This is a genomic window from Streptomyces sp. NPDC006487 (assembly GCF_042870555.1).
In the GTDB taxonomy this organism is placed as follows: domain Bacteria; phylum Actinomycetota; class Actinomycetes; order Streptomycetales; family Streptomycetaceae; genus Streptomyces.
This window is the reverse complement of sequence record NZ_JBIAHN010000007.1, coordinates 389,088-405,519: the sequence shown is the minus strand read 5'-3', so window position 1 is coordinate 405,519 and position 16,432 is coordinate 389,088. Positions and strand designations below refer to the sequence as shown.

Sequence of the window (16,432 nt, the reverse complement as noted above, 5' to 3'; positions counted from 1 at the left end):
GGGTGTTGGCCGGGACGTAAAGCGTGATGTGTGGCGCAGGTACACCCCACACCCTGTCGAAGCCACGCCCAGGGCGCCTAAATCATGCAGTCCAGACCGACACCCCACCCCGCCCCCGGCCCCAACCCCAGCCCCGCCCGGCCCGCGGAGTTACTTCCGTAGGAGGGTGACCACCGCCGCACCGCCCAGCCCTATGTTGTGCGCCAGCCCGACCCTCGCCCCGGAGACCTGCCGGGGACCCGCCTCGCCCCGGAGCTGCCAGACGAGTTCGGCCGCCTGCGCAAGGCCCGTCGCGCCCAGGGGGTGCCCCTTGGAGATGAGCCCGCCCGAGGGGTTGACCACCCACCGGCCGCCGTACGTCGTCGCACCCGACTCCACCAACACCCCCGACCCGCCGTCCTCGCACATGCCCAGCGCCTCGTACGTCAGCAGCTCGTTGATCGAGAAGCAGTCGTGCAGCTCGATGACGTCGACGTCGTCGATCCCGAGCCCGGACGCCGCGAAGACCGCCCGCCCCGCCGCCGCCGTCATCGGCTTGCCGACCACGTCGATGCAGGATCCGGAGGCGAAGGACGCCTCGGTGTCCGTCGTCATCGACTGCGCGACGATCTCCACCGCCCGGTCCCCCAACCCGTGCTGCTCCACGAAGCGCTCCGACACGACCACCGCCGCCGCCGCCCCGTCCGAGGTCGGCGAGCACTGGAGCTTGGTCAGCGGCTCGTGGATCGTCTTGGCGGCGAGGATCTCCTCGACCGTGTAGACGTCCTGGAACTGCGCGTTCGGATTGTTCGCCGAGTGCCGGTGGTTCTTGGCCCCTACGGCCGCCAGCTGCGCGGCCGTGGTCCCGTAGAGCTTCATGTGTTCGCGCGCCGCGTTCCCGAAGATCTGCGCGGTCGGCGGGGACATCTCGAAGCCGTGCCCGGCGGCCATGATCCCGTAGTGCCGGGCCACCGGCGAGGTCTTGAAGTCCCCGCCGTCCGCGCCCCCGCCCAGCGCGCCGCGCTTCATCTTCTCGAAGCCCAGCGCGAGCACGCAGTCGTTGGTCCCGCCCTCGACGAACTGCCGCGCCAGCATCAGCGCCGTCGAGCCCGTCGCGCAGTTGTTGTTGACGTTGTAGACGGGTACCCCGCTCAGCCCCAGCTCGTACGCGGCCCGCTGGCCGGCCGTGGAGGCCTGGAAGCAGTAGCCCACCGGTACCTGCTCGACCAGCCCGTAGTCGATGCCCGCGTCCGCGAGCGCCGCGTCGCCGGCCTCCCTGGCCATGTCCCAGTACTGCCAGTCCCTCGACTCCGGCTTCTCGAACTTCGTCATGCCGACGCCCACGATGTACGACTTCATATGTGTCCCACTGCCCTTCGGTCAGTCCCTGGGAAGGCCGAGAATCCGCTCGGCGACGACGTTGAGCTGGACCTGCGTGGTGCCCCCGGCGATGGTCAGGCAGCGGGACATGAGCATGCCGTGCACGGCCCGCTTCCCCGCCCCCTCGCTCACCGCGCCCGCCGGCCCCAGCAGTTCGAGCGTGAGCTCGGCGGTCCGCTGCTGGTGCGGGGTCTGGACGAGTTTGCGTACGGACGCGCCCGCGCCCGGCTCCAGTCCGGAGACCTGCTGGAGCGTGGTGCGCAGCCCGATGCAGGCCAGGGCGTGTGCCTCGGCGGCCAGGGCCCCGATCCGCACCCGGTACCCGCCTTCGAGTTCGGCGGAGCGGGCGAGCAGTGCCTCCAGGCCGGTGTCGAAGGTCATCTGGTCCGCCATGTGGACGCGTTCGTTGCCGAGGGTGTTGCGGGCGACCTTCCAGCCCCCGTCCTCGGCGCCGACCAGGGCGTCCGGCGGCAGTGGCACGTCGTCGAAGTAGACCTCGTTGAAGAGGGCTTCGCCGGTGATCTCCTTGAGCGGCCGGATGTCGATCCCGGGGGTCTTCATGTCGACGATGAAGTAGCCGAGCCCCTTGTGCTTGGGGGCGTCCGGGTCGGTGCGGGCGAGCAGGATCCCGTAGTCGGCGCTGTGCGCCGAACTCGTCCACACCTTCTGCCCGTTGATCAGCCAGCCTGCCCCGTCCGGCGCCCGCTCCGCCTTCGTCCGCAGCGAGGCCAGGTCGGAGCCGGCTCCCGGCTCGGAGAAGAGCTGGCACCAGGTGACGTCCCCGCGCAGTGTGGGCAGCAGGTAGCGCTCCTGCTGCTCGGGGGTTCCGTAGGCGAGCAGGGAGGGCACGACCCAGGTGGCGATCCCGAGGTCGGCGACCTTGACCCCGGCGGCCGCCAGCTCCTGCTGGACGACGAGCTGTTCGACGGGTCCGGCGCCGAGCCCGTACGGGGCCGGGAGGTAGGGGGCCGCGTATCCGGTGGGTGCCAGCACCCGGCGGGCGGTGGCGGGGTCGAGGCCGGCCGCGTCCGCGATGGCGGTACGGGCCTTCGCGCGGTGGGTCTCGGCCCGCGCGGGCAGTTCCAGGCGCAGCTCGCGCCGCGCGCCGGCGGCGGCCAGCCGTACGGCGCGGACCCGGTGGCCGTCGCCGGAGCCGAGGAGCTGGCGGGCGACGAGGGCCCGGCGGAGGTAGATGTGGGCGTCGTGCTCCCAGGTGAAGCCGATGCCGCCGAGCACCTGGACGCAGTCCTTGGCGCAGGAGTACGCGGCGTCGAGCGCGGTGCCCGCGGCCAGCGCGGCCACCAGCGAGCGCACCTCGGCCGGTTCCTCGGTGGCCTGCGCGGCGTCCCAGGCGAGCGCCCGGGCCTGCTCCACCCGCACGAGCATGTCGGCACACAGGTGCTTGATCCCCTGGAACTGCCCGATGGGCCGCCCGAACTGCTCGCGGACCTTCGCGTACTCGGCGGCGGTGTGCAGCGCCCAGGCGGCGGTGCCGCAGGCGTCGGCGGCGAACAGCACGCAGGCGAGGTCCCGCACGAGGGCGGCGTCGAGTTCCAGCAGGGCGCCCGGCCCGGCGGTGACCCCGCGGGCGCGGACCTCGGCGGTGGGCCGGGTGGGGTCGGCGCTGTCCTGGGTACGGATGTCCAGCGCGGCGGCGTCGACGGCGAACCAGCGGGTCCCGTGCGCGGTCTCGGCGGCGAGCAGCACGACGTCGGCCTCGCCGGCTCCCAGCACCGGCGGCGCGGTCCCGTCGAGGAGGTACCCGCCTTCCACGGCGACGGCGGTCAGGTCACCGGGCCCGAGCGCCACGGCCCCGACCCGACCGCCGAGGGGCTCGGCCCCGGCCCGGTCCAGGAGTACGGAGGCCAGCACGCTCGGCAGGTACGCCCCGGGCAGCGCCGCCCGGGCGGCCTCCTCCACCACGACGGCGAGGTCGAGCAGGGTGCCGCCCTCCAGGTGGGGTTCCAGCAGCCCGGAGGCGAGCAGCCCGTCCCAGTAGGCGGGCCGCGAGCCGGTCTGCGGCGGGGTGTCGAGGAGCTTGCGCACCTCTTCGGGCGGCACGGCCCGCGCGACCCAGCCGCGTACGGCCTCGGCCAACTCCCGCTGTTCCTTTGTGATTCCGATGCCCATGCGCGGCAGAGTAGAACACGTTCCATTCCGATGGAAGGTCGGAACTGAAACGTGTTCTCGCTTTGGCGGGGCGCCGCCGCCGGACCGGAGCGGCGGTCAGGCGGCGACGAGCCGGCGGCCGGGCGCGGCGACGCGGCGGCGGCGGTGGTAGGCCGCGGTGACGACCGCCAGCAGCGGTCCCCAGGCCACCAGGGGCAGGTAGCAGGCCGTCATCCCCCAGTACGCCGCGCCCGTGGGAGAACCGGGGCGCCCCTGTTCCCCGGGTCGTGCCAGCCGATGGCCCCCCTGACTCCCAGCAGGCCCCCTGACCGTGCGGGAGCGCGAGATCGCCCTGCTCGTCGCACGCGGACCGACCAACGCCGAGATCGGTGCCGAGCTGTTCATCTCGCCGGGCACCGCCAAGACCCATGTCGCCGGCATCCAGGCGAAGCCGGCGGTGCGCAACCGGGTGGGCATCGCCGCGTGGTCCGGGGAGACCGGCCTGGCGAGCGGCACCTGACACCGCACGGACGTCAGGACTTTTCGTAGTAGTAGCCCTCGCCGTGCGAGGGGCCCACGTTGTGCTGGAGGCCGGCCGGCAGGCTCTTGGTGAAGAAGGAGGGATCCAGGACCCCGCAGAACTGGCTGGTGGACTTGGACTTGTCCACCGCGGCCGAGCCGATGTTGATCCGGGTCCCGCCGGAGGACAGGGAGGTCACCTTGGCGATGTTCTCGCAGTGCCCCATTTGGGACTCGTTGATCAGGCGGACCGCCCCGGACCGGGTGATGATCACCGTGCCCGGCTGGCCGATGTTGAAGTCGCCCTTGTAGGTCCAGGTCCCGGTGAAGTACGCGGGCACCGCGTCGCCGCCGCCGGAGCCGCCGCTGGGCGAGCCCCCGCCACTGGGCGAGCCACCGCCGCTCGGGGAGCCGCCTCCACTCGGCGAGCCCGAGCCTCCCGGGGTAGCGCTCGGGCCGGTGCCCGTACCGGTGCCGCCGCCGGCCGGGCCCCCGCCGCCGCCCTGGCTCGCGCTGCTGCCGCCCGGGGTTCCGGAGCCGCCGCCGGGGGTCCCCGCGCCCGCCGCGGCGGCCTGTCCGTCGGGCCCCGGTATGGGAGGACTCTGGGAGACCTGGGGGCTCTCGGTGCCGCCGGGGTTGGCGGGGTCGGGCGAGCCCGGGGCAGGCGAACCGCTCCCCGCCGAAGGGGAGCCCGAGGAAGCGCCGGGCGTCACGGGCGCACTGCTCGCCGGGGGCGAGGCCTGCGCCCCGCCACCACCACCGCCGAACGGCTCGAGCAGGGCCACCGTGCCCCCGCCGACGGTGAACACCAGGACCACCGGCACCGCGACGGTCAACCGCCGCCGCGCCCGTCGCCGTTCGGGCTGCGCGGCACCGCCGCCGGTGGCCGGTCCGGCTGCCGGACCTGCGGACGGACCGGTCGCCGATGCGGGCACCGCCCCGCCCGCCGGATCGACGACCACGACGACCTGCTCGCCGGACCCGCCGGACCCTCCCGACCCGCCGGCCCCCTCCGCCCCCGCCTCCGGCCGCAGCCCGAGCGTCCCCCGGTCAGGGGTCTGCGCCTCCCCCACCGGCACGGAAGGGGGCACGGGCGCCGACGCCGGCACCGGCTCCTCGACAGGTACCGCCTCCGCGTCGAGCAGCCGTGCCGCCTGCCGGGCCAGCCGCTCGACCACCTCGGGCGGCAGCCACGCCCCGCCGCGCACCGCCGGGCGGACCCGCTCCGGATCCTCCAGCAGCTCGTCCACGCCCGGCCGTTCCTCGACGCCCTTGACCAGGCAGCGGCCGATGAGCGTGCGCAGGGCGGGGTCCGCCACCCGCTCCAGGGCCGGCTCGCCCTCCACGATCTGGAACATCACCGCGTGCTGGTTGCTGGCGCCGTGCCCGAAGGGCAGCTCGCCCGTGGCCGCGTACATCAGGACACAGCCGAGCGTGAACACGTCGCTCTTCGCCCCGGCCCGCTGCCCGCGCACCTGCTCGGGCGACATGAAACCGGGCGAGCCGACGACCATGCCGGTGCTGGTGAGCAGCGATTCGACGGAGGTCTCCAGGGCGCGCGAGATCCCGAAGTCGATGACCCGGCTGCCTTCGACGGTGAGCATCACGTTCGACGGCTTGAGGTCGCGGTGCACGATCCCGGCGGTGTGGATGTCCTTCAGCGCGTGCAGCAGCCCGTCCGCGAGGGCGTGTACGGAGTCCACGGGCAGGGGGCCGTACCGGCGCACGATCTGCTCCAGCGAGAGCCCGGGTACGTATCCGGTGGCCACCCAGGGCCGTTCGGCGTCGGGGTCCGCCTCCAGGACGGGCGCGGTGTACCGCTCGCCCACCTTCCGGGCGGCGTCGATCTCGCGGCGGAAGCGGGCCCGGAACTGCGCGTCGGCCACGTGCTCCTCGTGCACCACCTTCACCGCGACCGTACGCCCGCCCTCGGACCGGGCCAGGAACACCCGGCCCATCCCGCCGGCGCCGAGGCGGCCGAGGAGCAGGTACGGCCCGATCCGGCTCGGATCACCGGCCGCGAGCGGCTTTATGCCGCCGTCGACGTTGTCGTCATCCCTGCGCGCGCTGCTCATACTGCCCGTCCCCCGATGGTCCGCCGCGGTCGGCCGGACCGGCATGTCCGGCCGAACCCGCATCAGGGTAAAGCCAGTTACGTTCGGGATGAAGCTACGCCCCGACCGCACGGAGGGGCTCCGGCCCCCGGGACCGGACGGGAGCCGCGGCACGGACGGGTGCCGCGCCTCCCGGAAGCGGGGCGGGCCGACGGCCTACGCGGCGGTGCAGACGACCCAGGCCGAGGCGGTGTTGCTCTGGCTGGTGTCCGTGTTCCTCACCCCCACCATCCAACCCGAGGGACTGGGCAGGGAGTCGGTGACGAACGTGAGGGTGCTGGCGGTCTGGCCGCCTCCCCCGGTGGGCACCATGCCCGCGGGACAGTAGACGTGCGCGAAGCCGAAACCGCCCGGCGGGATGGTGACGTTGTCGCCGCGGTACTGCGGGTGCGCGCTCTGCGGCGCGACGACACCGGGGTCGACGGGGGGCGCGGGCTTGGGCGGATCGCCGCCGGAGTCCCACGCGTTGGCGGAGAACGCGCTGCCGGCGAGGAGCACGATCGAGGTCACGGCGGCCAGGGCGAGAGAGCGGGCGGGTTTCATGGCGGCCTTCCTTTGCACACTCGGGTTCGGGTCAGCCCTGGACTTCCCCGATCCCGAGGGGCGATCCGCCCGGCCACCCGTCCGGCGCAGGAAGAAACGTATGTGCGTATACCGAACGAGTGACCCCACGCATCGCACGACCGCGGCAGGGGGACGTGTGGCCTTCGACCGCACCACCACGAGGAGGCCGCAATGATCCGCACGCGCCGTTTCCGGACCGCCGCGCTGACGACGAGTGCCCTTGTTGCCGCAGCCCTTCCCGGCTCCGCCCCGTACGCGTGGGCCCTAGAAGCCCCGGCGGCGACGGCCACGACGACCACGACCCGCGGCGTGACGCAGCAGCCGGGCCACCCGATCATCCTGTACCCCGGCCGGCAGGGGACCGCGGTGGCCCCCTGCCCGGAGGGAACGAAACCCACGGGCGGAGGCGCGACGCTCGGCTTCAATCCCCTGGGCGCGGTCTTCTTCAAGGAATCCGCCCCGTCCGGCAACCTCTGGCGCGTGCGGGTCTACAACAGCACCGACGAGGTGCTGACCGTGCATCCCCGCGTGGTCTGTTCGACGGACAGCACCATCACCCATCAGGTCGGACCGGACTCGCCCCTCGAGCCCGGGGAGCCGAACAACCCCAGCACCGCGAGGTGCGGCGACTCCCAGTACGTGGTGGGTGGCGGGTTCCAGGCCGGGGACCGCACCTACGCGAGCGCGTCGCACTGGTCGAACGGAAACTGGACCGCGCGGGCCAAGTACACGAACTACGACCCGGACGCCCCGCTGTCGTTCGTCAGGGCGTTCATCAGCTGCTCCGACACGGCGGCCGCCCTCGCGACGAGCGGCAGCGTCAAGCTGGATCCCGGCGAGGTGGGGACGGCCCACGCCGAGTGCCCCACCGGGCAGGTGCCGAGCGGAGGAGGCGGATCCGGCAGCCTCGACGTCCTCCTCACCACCTCGGCCCCGACGGAGACGGGCTGGACGGTCCGGGCCGAGAACACGGGCTCCGCCCAGAACACCCTCTTCGCCGAAACGATGTGCACCGCCCCCTGACGCCCTGGACCACCGGCCGTACGGGTGCTTCCGTCGAGCCGGACCGCTCCGGGGGAGGCCCCTCACCCGGAATCCTTCCGCCCCCGCGGTCAGCGGACCCGCGCGTGCTCGACGGCCGCCGCCGCCAGGCCCGCCACGAACGGGTGGGCGCGGGTGCCGTCGCCGTCCAGTTCGGGCTGGAAGAGGGTGGCCAGGAAGAAGGGGTGCTCGGCCAGTTCGGCGATGCGGATGTCACCCGACTCGTCGGCGCCGGTGAAGGTCATGCCATGGGCGCGGAGCAGGTCGAGGTGGAGCGGGTTGGGGCCGTAGTTGCAGTGGTAGCGGGCCTGCGTGCGGTCCGCGCCGAGCAGCCGGGCGGCGCGGGAGCCGGGGGTGACCCGTACGGTGCCTTCGTGGCCCACCAGCGAGCAGGCCAGCGGGACGACCACCGCGTCCGCCTCGGCGGTCCCGGGGTCGTTCTCGGAGTGGGCGGCCCGCTCGAGGCCGCAGACCGTGCGGGCGAACTCCAGCAGGGCGTGCTGGAAGCCGCCGCAGGTGCCGAGGAAGGGGATGCCGTTCTCGCGGGCGCCCCGGATCGCCGCGAGCACCCCGTCCTCGCTGCGGTAGGGGCTGCCGGGCAGCACCCAGACGGCGTCGAAGCCGTCCACGCCCTCGCCCGCCTCCTCGGTGGGGATCCAGTAGGCGTCCAGGTCCAGGCCCTCGCGCAGGCGCAGGGCCTCCAGCAGGCCGGGGACGCGGGCGTGGGAACGTACGGCATCGGAGCGGTCGGCGATCAGGGCGATGCGGGCGGTTGGCGTGCCGGCGGTCTGGTTCACGTTCATCATGACGGCCATCCTCCGAGCCACCGGCCCATCACGTCCAACGATGATCCGTGCTACCCGCATAAGCGATACTGATGGGCATGGATCCGCATCTCCTCCGCACCTTCGTCGCGGTCCTCGAACACCGCTCCTTCTCCACCGCCGCGTCGGTCCTCGGCTACACGCAGTCGGCCGTGTCCCAGCACATCGCGGCGCTCGAAGCCGACTTGGGCGCCAGGCTGGTCGAACGGCGGCCCGTCGCCCCCACCGAGGCGGGGGCCCGGCTGATGGAACACGCCCCCGCGCTGCTCCTTCGCCTGGATGCGGCCCGCGCCGACATCGCCCGGCTGCACCGGGCCCCCGACGCCCGGCTGACGCCGGCCTGCTCCCCCGCGGCCTTCGGCCCGGCGCTCGCCCGGGCCCTGGCCCGGCTGCGCGCCGAGGGGCCGGTGGAAGTCGACCTCCACGTCCTGGGCAGGGACGCGGTGATCGAGGCGGTCCTGACCGCCCGCGCCGACCTCGGCCTCGTGGACGGGGTGGCCGCGCCCAGCGACCCCCTCCCGCTGCCGGACCTCGGCCCCACCGTCACCCTCGCCGTCACCGAGGAGCCCCTGGCCGTGCTCTTCCCGCACGACCACCCCCTGGCGCGGCGGAGTTCGGTCCGGCTGCCCGACCTCGCGCAGGCGCAGTGGATCGACGCCCCCGACACGGCGGTCCCCCTCGCCCGGCTCCGCGAGGTCAGCCACACCCCCGGCTTCCAGCCGCGGATCCGCCATCACGGCACCGATCCGCACGCCCTGGCGGCCCTGACCGCGGCCGGCCACGGCCTGACCGCCCTCCCCCTCTCCCTGGCCGCCACCTTCCCCGGCACCACGGCGGTCCCGGTCCGCACCCCCCGCCTGGTCCACCGCACGGAACTCCTCCACCCGACGTCCCCGACCCCCCACACGGCCCGCCTGGCGGCCCTGCTCACGGACGGCGGGTAGGGCAGCCCGCGTCCAACCGGCGGCCTGGCCTGGGTGCCGGTTCCGCGAAGGAGCTCGCAGCCGGCTGCGGCACCGGTACACCCGCCCGGTCAGCGGCGACGGCCGGTACTTGCCGCGAGCGTCGCGCGGGGCGATCATCCTGATGCCGGCCCGGCGCAGAGCCAAATGGCCGGCCGCACGGGTGCGGCCGGCCACCAAAACCGCGGGCACAGGATCCAGGCGGTGTCACCACCGCCACTGTGGGCACCTCGCCGCTCCCTCGTAATGGAAGCCCCCGGAGTTGCCTGCCGATCTTCCAAGGAGTTCGGCGCAAGTGTCAAGGACAGGAGGCGACTTGACCAGTCTTGCCGCTTGGGTTGGAGTTGATCAGCGAGGCCCGGCTTCGGTTTATGTCGCGACCGACAGCAGAGTCTCCTGGGCCAACTCGTCCCATCATTGGGACGGGGTCAGGAAGACATTCTCTTCCACCAATTCTCCGGATGTCTTCGGGTACGTGGGCGATGTGCTCTTTCCCGCCCTGGTGCTCCCGACTGTTGCCGAAATCCTGAGTCACGAATCGACGGCCCCCAGAGGGATCCTTTCCAGCCAGTCGCTCTTCAGGGCGATAGTCGAGCACGCGTGGTCCGCCCTCCCGATTCCCGAGCGTCGGGACGTGCAACTCGTGCACGCGACGAGGGAGGGGGAGGGCGTGTCCTGCGAGTTCGGGTTTCAAGTGTTGAAGTACAGCGCCGCCGATGAGGCTTGGGCATCCGAGCACCCTCCGATGCCGGACTGCAGTTCTGGGCTGGTGCTACTGGGGAGCGGAAAGGGATCCCTGAACGAGGCTGCGGCGGAGTGGAAGCGGTCGGATGCGGGCGGTACGAGCCGCGCCGAGTTCGGCGCATTCTGTGAAGCTCTGGGGGGCGGCGCCGATCCCCGGAGCGGAGGCGCTCCGCAAATCGTCGGGCTCTACAGGAAGGGGCCGGGGAGGTTGTTCGGAACTTCCTGGGCAGGGTCCGCCCACGTGAGTGGACTGCCCCTTCCGGAAGGTCTTTCGATTGCCGATGTGGAATGGAGGAACCATCTCTTCGAGCGAACCGACTCGAATGGGCAGCGTGTTGCGGGTGCGCAGATCCAGCCGGATCGCAAGCGTGCGTAGGCGCACCGCGCGATCGGCGGCGCCGAAGGACGTGCCGGCCGTGCGGTGGGCCGGCACGCGTCGAGGCATGCCGGGCGGGCGGACCGCGTCGAGCACGGCCGTCCATGGCGCCGGCGGCCACGCGGACCACCGCCCCGCCGCTACCTCACGAGCCCCGGCGCGGTGGGCCGCGGCCCGGGCATGGCGTCCTACCAGCGGGTAAGGCAGCATGGGCCGCCGATGTACGCCGATCCGGGCCGTATGCCGCCCACCCCCCGCAGGAGGAACACCATGGCCAGCCCCAAGCCGGAGACCCTCGCCGCCTTCGAGGCCGCCAAGGGGTTCATGCCCGTGGGGGAAGGGCTCGCCCTGTATGAGGCCGCCGCCTCCGCGGCGCGGCTCGGGCTGCCGTTGCTGGAGGTCGGCACCTACTGCGGGCGCTCCACGATCCTGCTCGCCGACGCCGCCCGCGAGGCGGGGGTGAGCGCGCTCACCGTGGACCACCACCGGGGCAGCGAGGAGCAGCAGCCGGGCTGGGAGTACCACGACCCGAGCGTCGTGGACCCGGAGATCGGGCTGATGGACACCCTGCCCACCTTCCGCCGCACCCTGCACAAGGCCGGCCTGGAGGACCACGTCATCGCGATCGTCGGCCGCTCCCCGCAGGTCGCCGCGGCCTGGGGCGGCAAGCTCGGCCTGGTCTTCATCGACGGCGGCCACACCGACGAGCACGCCACGGGTGACTACGAGGGCTGGGCCCCGCACGTCGCCGAAGGCGGCACGCTGGTGATCCACGACGTGTTCCCCGACCCGGCCGACGGCGGCCAGGCCCCGTACCGCATCTACGTGCGCGCCCTTGCCTCGGGCGCCTTCGAGGAGGTCTCGGTGACCGACTCCCTGCGCGTGCTGCGCCGCACCGGCGAGGGAATCTGACCATCCGATCGTCCAGGCGCCGGGCTCCCAGCTCCGGGCCGCATCCCGCCCCCACCCCCTCCCCCACCTCGGCATATAACCTCACCGTGCCCCCGGATGGCGCAGGGTCCGTACACCCGACCGACCTCCGGTCTAGCATCGCCGGGTGCGCTACGACGAAAGCTCCCCGCCGCTCCCCGAGTCCTCGACGTCCGTCAGTCCGGACCGGCCCTGGTACGCCCGCCGGTCCACCCTGGTCGTCGCGGCGGCCGCGATCGCCCCGGCCGCCCTGGCGGGGTGGGTACTGACCGAGGTGCTGAGCGGGGGCGCGGGCGACGACTCGCGGCCGCCCCGGATCGTGATGCCGCTCGCGGCGTCGGCGGCGGTGCCTTCCGCGCCTTCCGCATCGGCGGCGCCGACGCCCGCACCGGGTGCGAGCGCGGCCCCCGCCGGGACCCCGGCCCCGGCCGCCGCCAAGGGTCTCGCCGGCCGCACGGTCGTCATCGACCCCGGTCACAACACGGGCAACTTCAAGCACACCACCGAGATCAACCGCCAGGTGGACATCGGCACCAACCGCAAGGAGTGCGACACCACCGGCACGACCACCAACTCCGGCTACATGGAAGCCGAGTTCAGCATGGACGTGTCCCGGCGCCTGCGCACCGCCCTGGAAGCCAAGGGCCTCAAGGTGCTCCTCACCCACGAGGCCGGCAAGGAACGCCCCTTCGGCCCGTGCATCGACGAGCGCGCCCGGATCGGCAACGAGGCCGCCGCCGACGCGGTGGTCTCCGTCCACGCGGACGGGGTGTCGGCCGGCAGCCGCGGCTTCCACGTCATCCTCCCCGCCAAGGTCAAGGGCGGCGGCGCCGACACCGCGAAGATCATCGAACCCTCCCGGCAGCTCGGCGAGCGCATCGCCGGGAACTTCGCCCGGACCACCGGTTCCGCGCCCGCCAACTACCTGGGCAGCGGAACCGGATTGGTCGTCCGGGACGATCTGGGCGGACTGAACCTCTCGACCCGGCCCAAGGTGTTCATCGAATGCGGCAACATGCGTGATGCCAAGGACGCGGCGCAGCTGTCGAGTCCGGAATGGCGCCAGAAAGCGGCCCAGGGCATCGCGGACGGCATCGTCGGCTTCCTCGGCGGGTAGGGCCACCAGGACCGTCCCTCCGGACGGCCCGCAGCCCCGATCCTCTCGGCCGCGGCAAAGCTCCGTACCATGGTGCCGCCCGCCCCCTGCGTCACGGCGGGCACCCACGGCACCACGAGACGACGAGACCGAGAAGGACACCTGAGACGTGAACATCCGATCCCTCACTCGAGGCGACGGCGTGGTGATCGGAGCAGCGGCGTTGCTGTTCATCGCCTCGTTCCTCGATTTCTATTCCGCGCCCGGCGTCGACGCACCGAGCGCATGGGACACCGACGTGTACCGCCTGGCGCTGCCGAGCATCTTCCTGCTCGCGTTCATCGCCGTCGGCCTGCTCGTCGCGGCCCGCCTGCAGCCCGCCGGACGCCAGCTCCTGGGCCTGCCCTTCCAGGCCTGGGGCACGGTGCTCTCCGTCGCGGCGGCCTGGTCCGCGCTCTGGGCGCTGATCACCTGCCCGACCGGGGCCGACCTGGGTGCGGGCGCCGTCCTCGGCTTCCTCGCCACGGCCGTGCTGGCCGGCGTGACCCTCTTCGGCGCGAAGGTGCCCGCGCTCGCCGGGCAGCTGGTGCCGGACCCGAAGCCCGCCACCGCCGCCGTCCCGCCGTACGGCGGCCAGCCGCAGCAGCCGGGCGCCGGGTACGGGTACCCGGGCGGCCAGGAGCCGCAGCCGTACGGGGCCGCCCCGCAGCCGGCCCCGCCCTACGGCGGCGGCCACGAGCAGCCCCAGCCCCCGCAGGACGCGACCCCGCAGCCGGCCCCGGCGGCGGACTTCACTCCGTTCTGGTTCGCCGTTCCGGTGGCCCGTCCGCTCTTCGCCGAGGACGGCAACCCCGCCCCGATCGCGGAGCTCGCGCCCGGCACCTGGTACCTGGCCGTGGAGCAGCGCGGTCCGGCCACTCTCATCGCCCAGACCCAGGACGGCCGGCGCGGCGTCCTGAACGACACCTCGGGCATCCAGCGCGGCTGATCCCGCGAGCCCGTACGGCGCCACGACGGCCCCCCGCCCTTCCGGGCGGGGGGCCGTTGCCCTACAGTCACCTGACGCATCGTCAGATTCGTGGAGGGGACCGTCACATGCGCCTCGGACTCGCACTCGGCTACTGGGGCCGCGGCCCCAATCCGGACCACCTCGACCTCGCCGCCGAAGCCGAGAACCTCGGTTACGACTCCGTGTGGACCGCCGAGGCCTGGGGCTCGGACGCCTTCACCCCGCTCACCTGGATCGCCGCGCACACCTCGCGGATCCGCCTGGGCACCGCCATCGCACAGATGGCCGCCCGCACCCCGACCGCCACCGCCATGCAGGCCCTGACCCTGGACCACCTGTCCGGCGGCCGGATGATGCTGGGCCTCGGCCTGTCCGGCCCGCAAGTGGTCGAGGGCTGGTACGGGCGCCCCTTCCCCTCCAGCCCCCTGACGGCGACCCGGGAGTACGTGGACGTCATCCGCCAGGTGCTGCGCCGCGAGGCCCCTGTCGCGCTGGACGGCCGCTTCCACAGCCACCCGTACCGGGGCGCGGACGGCACCGGCATCGGCAAGCCGCTCAAGCCCATCACCCACCCGCTGCGGGCGGACCTGCCGGTCCTGCTCGGCGCGGAGGGACCGAAGAACATCGCCCAGACCACCCGCATCGCGGACGGCTGGCTCCCCCTCTACTGGTCGCCGACCCGCACGGACGTCTACCAGGCCTCGCTGTCCGAGCTCCCCGAGGGGTTCATGATCGCCCCGATGGCGCGGGCCAAGGTCTGCGACGACGTCTCCGAGGGCCTGCTCCCGGTCAAGGCGATGCTGGGCTTCTACATCGGCGGGATGGGGCACGCGGCACGCAACTTCCACGCCGACCTCATGGGGCGGATGGGCTACGAGGAGGAGGCGCACCGGATCCAGGAACTGTTCCTGGCCGGGCGCAAGGAGGAGGCCGTCATGGCCGTCCCGGACGCCTTCGCGGACGAGATCTCCCTGATCGGCCCGCGGGAGCGGATCGCCGAACGCCTGGAGCTGTGGCGCAAGGGCCCGGTCACCGACCTGCTCCTGACCGCCCCCGACCCGCACACCCTGCGGGTCCTGGCGGAGCTGAACAGCTAGGCCGGCTCCTCCGGGGCCGCATCCGGGGCGGCCGGCTCCTCCGGGGCCGCTTCCGGGACGGCCTGCCCCAGCGCGGCCAGCAGTTCCCGGAGGTCCAGCGGCATCACGGCGATCTCCATGCCCCCGGCGGCTCCCGCGGCTGCGGCAGCTCCGGCAGCTCCCGCGGTTCCCGCGGCCCCGGCCCCGCCGTCCTCGAACGCGCAGGTCACGATGCGCGAGCCCGGGTTGATGGAGATGCCCTCCTTCACGGAGGGAACCCGTACGCCGGTGGCCCGGCCGCCGGTCAGGATCACGGGCTCGCCCCGGCCGGGCACCCAGCGGGCCGCGCCCCGGTCCGCGTAGACCCGGCCGCTGCGCCAGCGGCCGGCGCCCGCGGGCCGGCGCGCCATGCACGGGATGCCGGGCACGGGCGCGACGGCCCGGCGCCGCAGGTGCTTGCGGCGCATCAGCCAGCCGGTTCCGGCGGCGGCGCCGGCGAGGACCACGTACTCGATCACCACCCCATTCAAACAGGTGGAACAGGCCGGACCGGAATGCTCCGGTCCGGCCTGTTCCAGGGCGGCGACTTCGGGAGGACGGCGGCTGCGCTCAGCCGGTCAGCTGCCCGGCGCTCGGAATCTTGTCGGTCACCGTGGCGCCCGCGCTCTTCCCGGCCTCCTTGACGCTGTTGATGACGTCCTCGAAAGCGCCGATGTCGGCGTCGCCCGCCTGGCCCTTGCGCAGCTTGGAGCCGAGTCCCTTGAGGGAGTCGATGCCCGCGGTCAGCGGGCCCACGGCCTTCGACAGCAGCGGATCGCCCTTGGCGTTCTCGGTGGCGGCCTTCAGCCGGTTGTAGGCGAAAGCGCCCGCGAGGCCCGCCTTGACCAGGGCGAAGGTGCGGCCCTTGGCGCCCTTCTTGAACTTGCCGGCCTTGTACGGCTTGATGATCCACTGGTACGTGGCGCCGGCCGCGAGGCCCGCGTTGGCGACGAAGCGGGCCTTGGCGAACTTCTGCTTCTCCGCCGGGCTGGTGGGCAAGGGCGAGGCGGCCGCCGCTTCCGCGTCCTCGGCGGAGGCCGCGGCGTCGGCCTCGGCGAACGCGGCCATGGCCACCGAGACCTCGTCGGCCTGACCGGCGGCGGTCTTGTCGCCACCGCCCGAGCCGCAGGCGGTGGCACCGCCGAGCAGGGCGCAGGACAGGAGAACCGCCGTGAGGGCACGGCGGAAACGGACGGCTGTGGTGGGTAGGGACACGGGTTTCCTCCGGGGACTGAGGCGTCCCCCGCAGCCTCGCCCCGGCCACCCGACTCCGCCACCCGGGGGACCCGTTCGGGTTTATCCCGCCGGGAACCGGCCAGAAGCGCGGCATGCCCACACACACGCGAGTGCACACCAGAGGAAGCAGCCAGGCAGGCCGCGCCGTCGCGGTCGTGGCGGACGTCATGGCCTTCGTCATCGGCCTGTGGATCCTGCTGTACCTGCTGGACGCCAACCAGGGCAATTCCCTGGTGGACTTCATCCACGACGCGGCGAGCTGGCTGGCCGGCTGGTCCTACGACCTGTTCACCTTCGACCGCGACTGGATCCAGGTGGTGGTCGGCTACGGCATCGCGGCCGTCGCCTACCTGGTCATCGGCCACGCCATCGCGGGCCGGCTCTACCGGCGCTGACGGACCCCGGCCCGTGCCGGTGTCCGTCCCCCGACCTGT

15 protein-coding genes and 1 pseudogene are annotated in these 16,432 nt (G+C 73.3%); 9 read left to right on the top strand and 7 right to left on the bottom strand.

The window, feature by feature from the left end; all coding sequences use genetic code 11:
* Positions 1–150: 150 nt before the first annotated feature.
* Complete coding sequence (locus ACFYM0_RS15005; RefSeq protein WP_388500948.1) at positions 151–1,338, bottom strand: beta-ketoacyl synthase N-terminal-like domain-containing protein; 1,188 nt, start codon at positions 1,336–1,338, stop codon at positions 151–153.
* 21 nt (positions 1,339–1,359) lie between these two features.
* Entirely contained in the window at positions 1,360–3,489 is a 2,130-nt protein-coding gene (locus ACFYM0_RS15000; RefSeq protein ID WP_388500946.1) for an acyl-CoA dehydrogenase, read from the bottom strand.
* 301 nt (positions 3,490–3,790) lie between these two features.
* On the opposite strand from ACFYM0_RS15000, the pseudogene ACFYM0_RS14995 reads away from it, so the two are divergent.
* A pseudogene (locus tag ACFYM0_RS14995) lies at positions 3,791–3,988 on the top strand (response regulator transcription factor); the annotation flags it as partial.
* A gap of 13 nt (positions 3,989–4,001) precedes the next feature.
* Here ACFYM0_RS14995 and ACFYM0_RS14990 read toward each other — a convergent pair.
* Both ACFYM0_RS14990 and ACFYM0_RS14985 read right to left on the bottom strand, forming a co-directional pair.
* Positions 4,002–6,062: a serine/threonine-protein kinase gene (locus tag ACFYM0_RS14990; protein ID WP_388500943.1), complete on the bottom strand. Its 2,061-nt coding sequence runs from the start codon at positions 6,060–6,062 to the stop codon at positions 4,002–4,004.
* 195 nt (positions 6,063–6,257) lie between these two features.
* Positions 6,258–6,644, bottom strand: coding sequence for a hypothetical protein (locus tag ACFYM0_RS14985; protein ID WP_388500941.1), 387 nt, complete (start codon positions 6,642–6,644; stop codon positions 6,258–6,260).
* Between the two features lie 192 nt (positions 6,645–6,836).
* Between ACFYM0_RS14985 and ACFYM0_RS14980 the strand changes: the two genes are divergently transcribed.
* On the top strand, positions 6,837–7,688 hold the full coding sequence (locus tag ACFYM0_RS14980) for a hypothetical protein (RefSeq protein ID WP_388500938.1): 852 nt from the start codon (positions 6,837–6,839) through the stop codon (positions 7,686–7,688).
* An 89-nt stretch (positions 7,689–7,777) separates the two neighbouring features.
* Here the strand turns inward: ACFYM0_RS14980 and ACFYM0_RS14975 are convergent, their stop codons facing one another.
* Complete coding sequence (locus tag ACFYM0_RS14975; RefSeq protein ID WP_388501016.1) at positions 7,778–8,509, bottom strand: hypothetical protein; 732 nt, start codon at positions 8,507–8,509, stop codon at positions 7,778–7,780.
* Between the two features lie 80 nt (positions 8,510–8,589).
* On the opposite strand from ACFYM0_RS14975, the gene ACFYM0_RS14970 reads away from it, so the two are divergent.
* From ACFYM0_RS14970 to ACFYM0_RS14945, 6 genes are all read left to right on the top strand, one after another.
* Positions 8,590–9,474, top strand: a complete 885-nt coding sequence (locus ACFYM0_RS14970; protein WP_388500935.1) for a LysR family transcriptional regulator — start codon at positions 8,590–8,592, stop codon at positions 9,472–9,474.
* 334 nt (positions 9,475–9,808) lie between these two features.
* Complete coding sequence (locus ACFYM0_RS14965; protein ID WP_388500932.1) at positions 9,809–10,612, top strand: hypothetical protein; 804 nt, start codon at positions 9,809–9,811, stop codon at positions 10,610–10,612.
* Between the two features lie 270 nt (positions 10,613–10,882).
* On the top strand, positions 10,883–11,524 hold the full coding sequence (locus tag ACFYM0_RS14960; protein WP_327252521.1) for a class I SAM-dependent methyltransferase: 642 nt from the start codon (positions 10,883–10,885) through the stop codon (positions 11,522–11,524).
* Positions 11,525–11,669: 145 nt separating this feature from the next.
* Positions 11,670–12,659 (top strand): N-acetylmuramoyl-L-alanine amidase, encoded by a 990-nt coding sequence (locus ACFYM0_RS14955; protein ID WP_388500930.1) that lies wholly within the window; start codon positions 11,670–11,672, stop codon positions 12,657–12,659.
* A gap of 148 nt (positions 12,660–12,807) precedes the next feature.
* Positions 12,808–13,626, top strand: a complete 819-nt coding sequence (locus ACFYM0_RS14950) for a hypothetical protein (RefSeq protein ID WP_388500927.1) — start codon at positions 12,808–12,810, stop codon at positions 13,624–13,626.
* 107 nt (positions 13,627–13,733) lie between these two features.
* Positions 13,734–14,744 (top strand): LLM class F420-dependent oxidoreductase, encoded by a 1,011-nt coding sequence (locus tag ACFYM0_RS14945; RefSeq protein ID WP_388500925.1) that lies wholly within the window; start codon positions 13,734–13,736, stop codon positions 14,742–14,744.
* Here ACFYM0_RS14945 and ACFYM0_RS14940 read toward each other — a convergent pair.
* Together ACFYM0_RS14940 and ACFYM0_RS14935 are read right to left on the bottom strand one after the other, a co-directional pair.
* Positions 14,741–15,241 carry a hypothetical protein gene (locus ACFYM0_RS14940; RefSeq protein ID WP_388500922.1) on the bottom strand — a complete coding sequence of 167 codons (501 nt, stop codon included), beginning with the start codon at positions 15,239–15,241 and terminating at the stop codon, positions 14,741–14,743. The two genes, ACFYM0_RS14945 and ACFYM0_RS14940, sit on opposite strands and share 4 nt — an antisense overlap.
* A 91-nt stretch (positions 15,242–15,332) precedes the next feature.
* A complete protein-coding gene (locus ACFYM0_RS14935) occupies positions 15,333–15,830 on the bottom strand; it encodes a hypothetical protein (protein WP_388501013.1) in 498 nt (165 codons plus the stop codon).
* A gap of 260 nt (positions 15,831–16,090) precedes the next feature.
* Here ACFYM0_RS14935 and ACFYM0_RS14930 point away from each other — a divergent pair, with 260 nt between their 5' ends.
* Positions 16,091–16,393: a hypothetical protein gene (locus ACFYM0_RS14930; RefSeq protein WP_388500919.1), complete on the top strand. Its 303-nt coding sequence runs from the start codon at positions 16,091–16,093 to the stop codon at positions 16,391–16,393.
* Positions 16,394–16,432 lie beyond the last annotated feature (39 nt).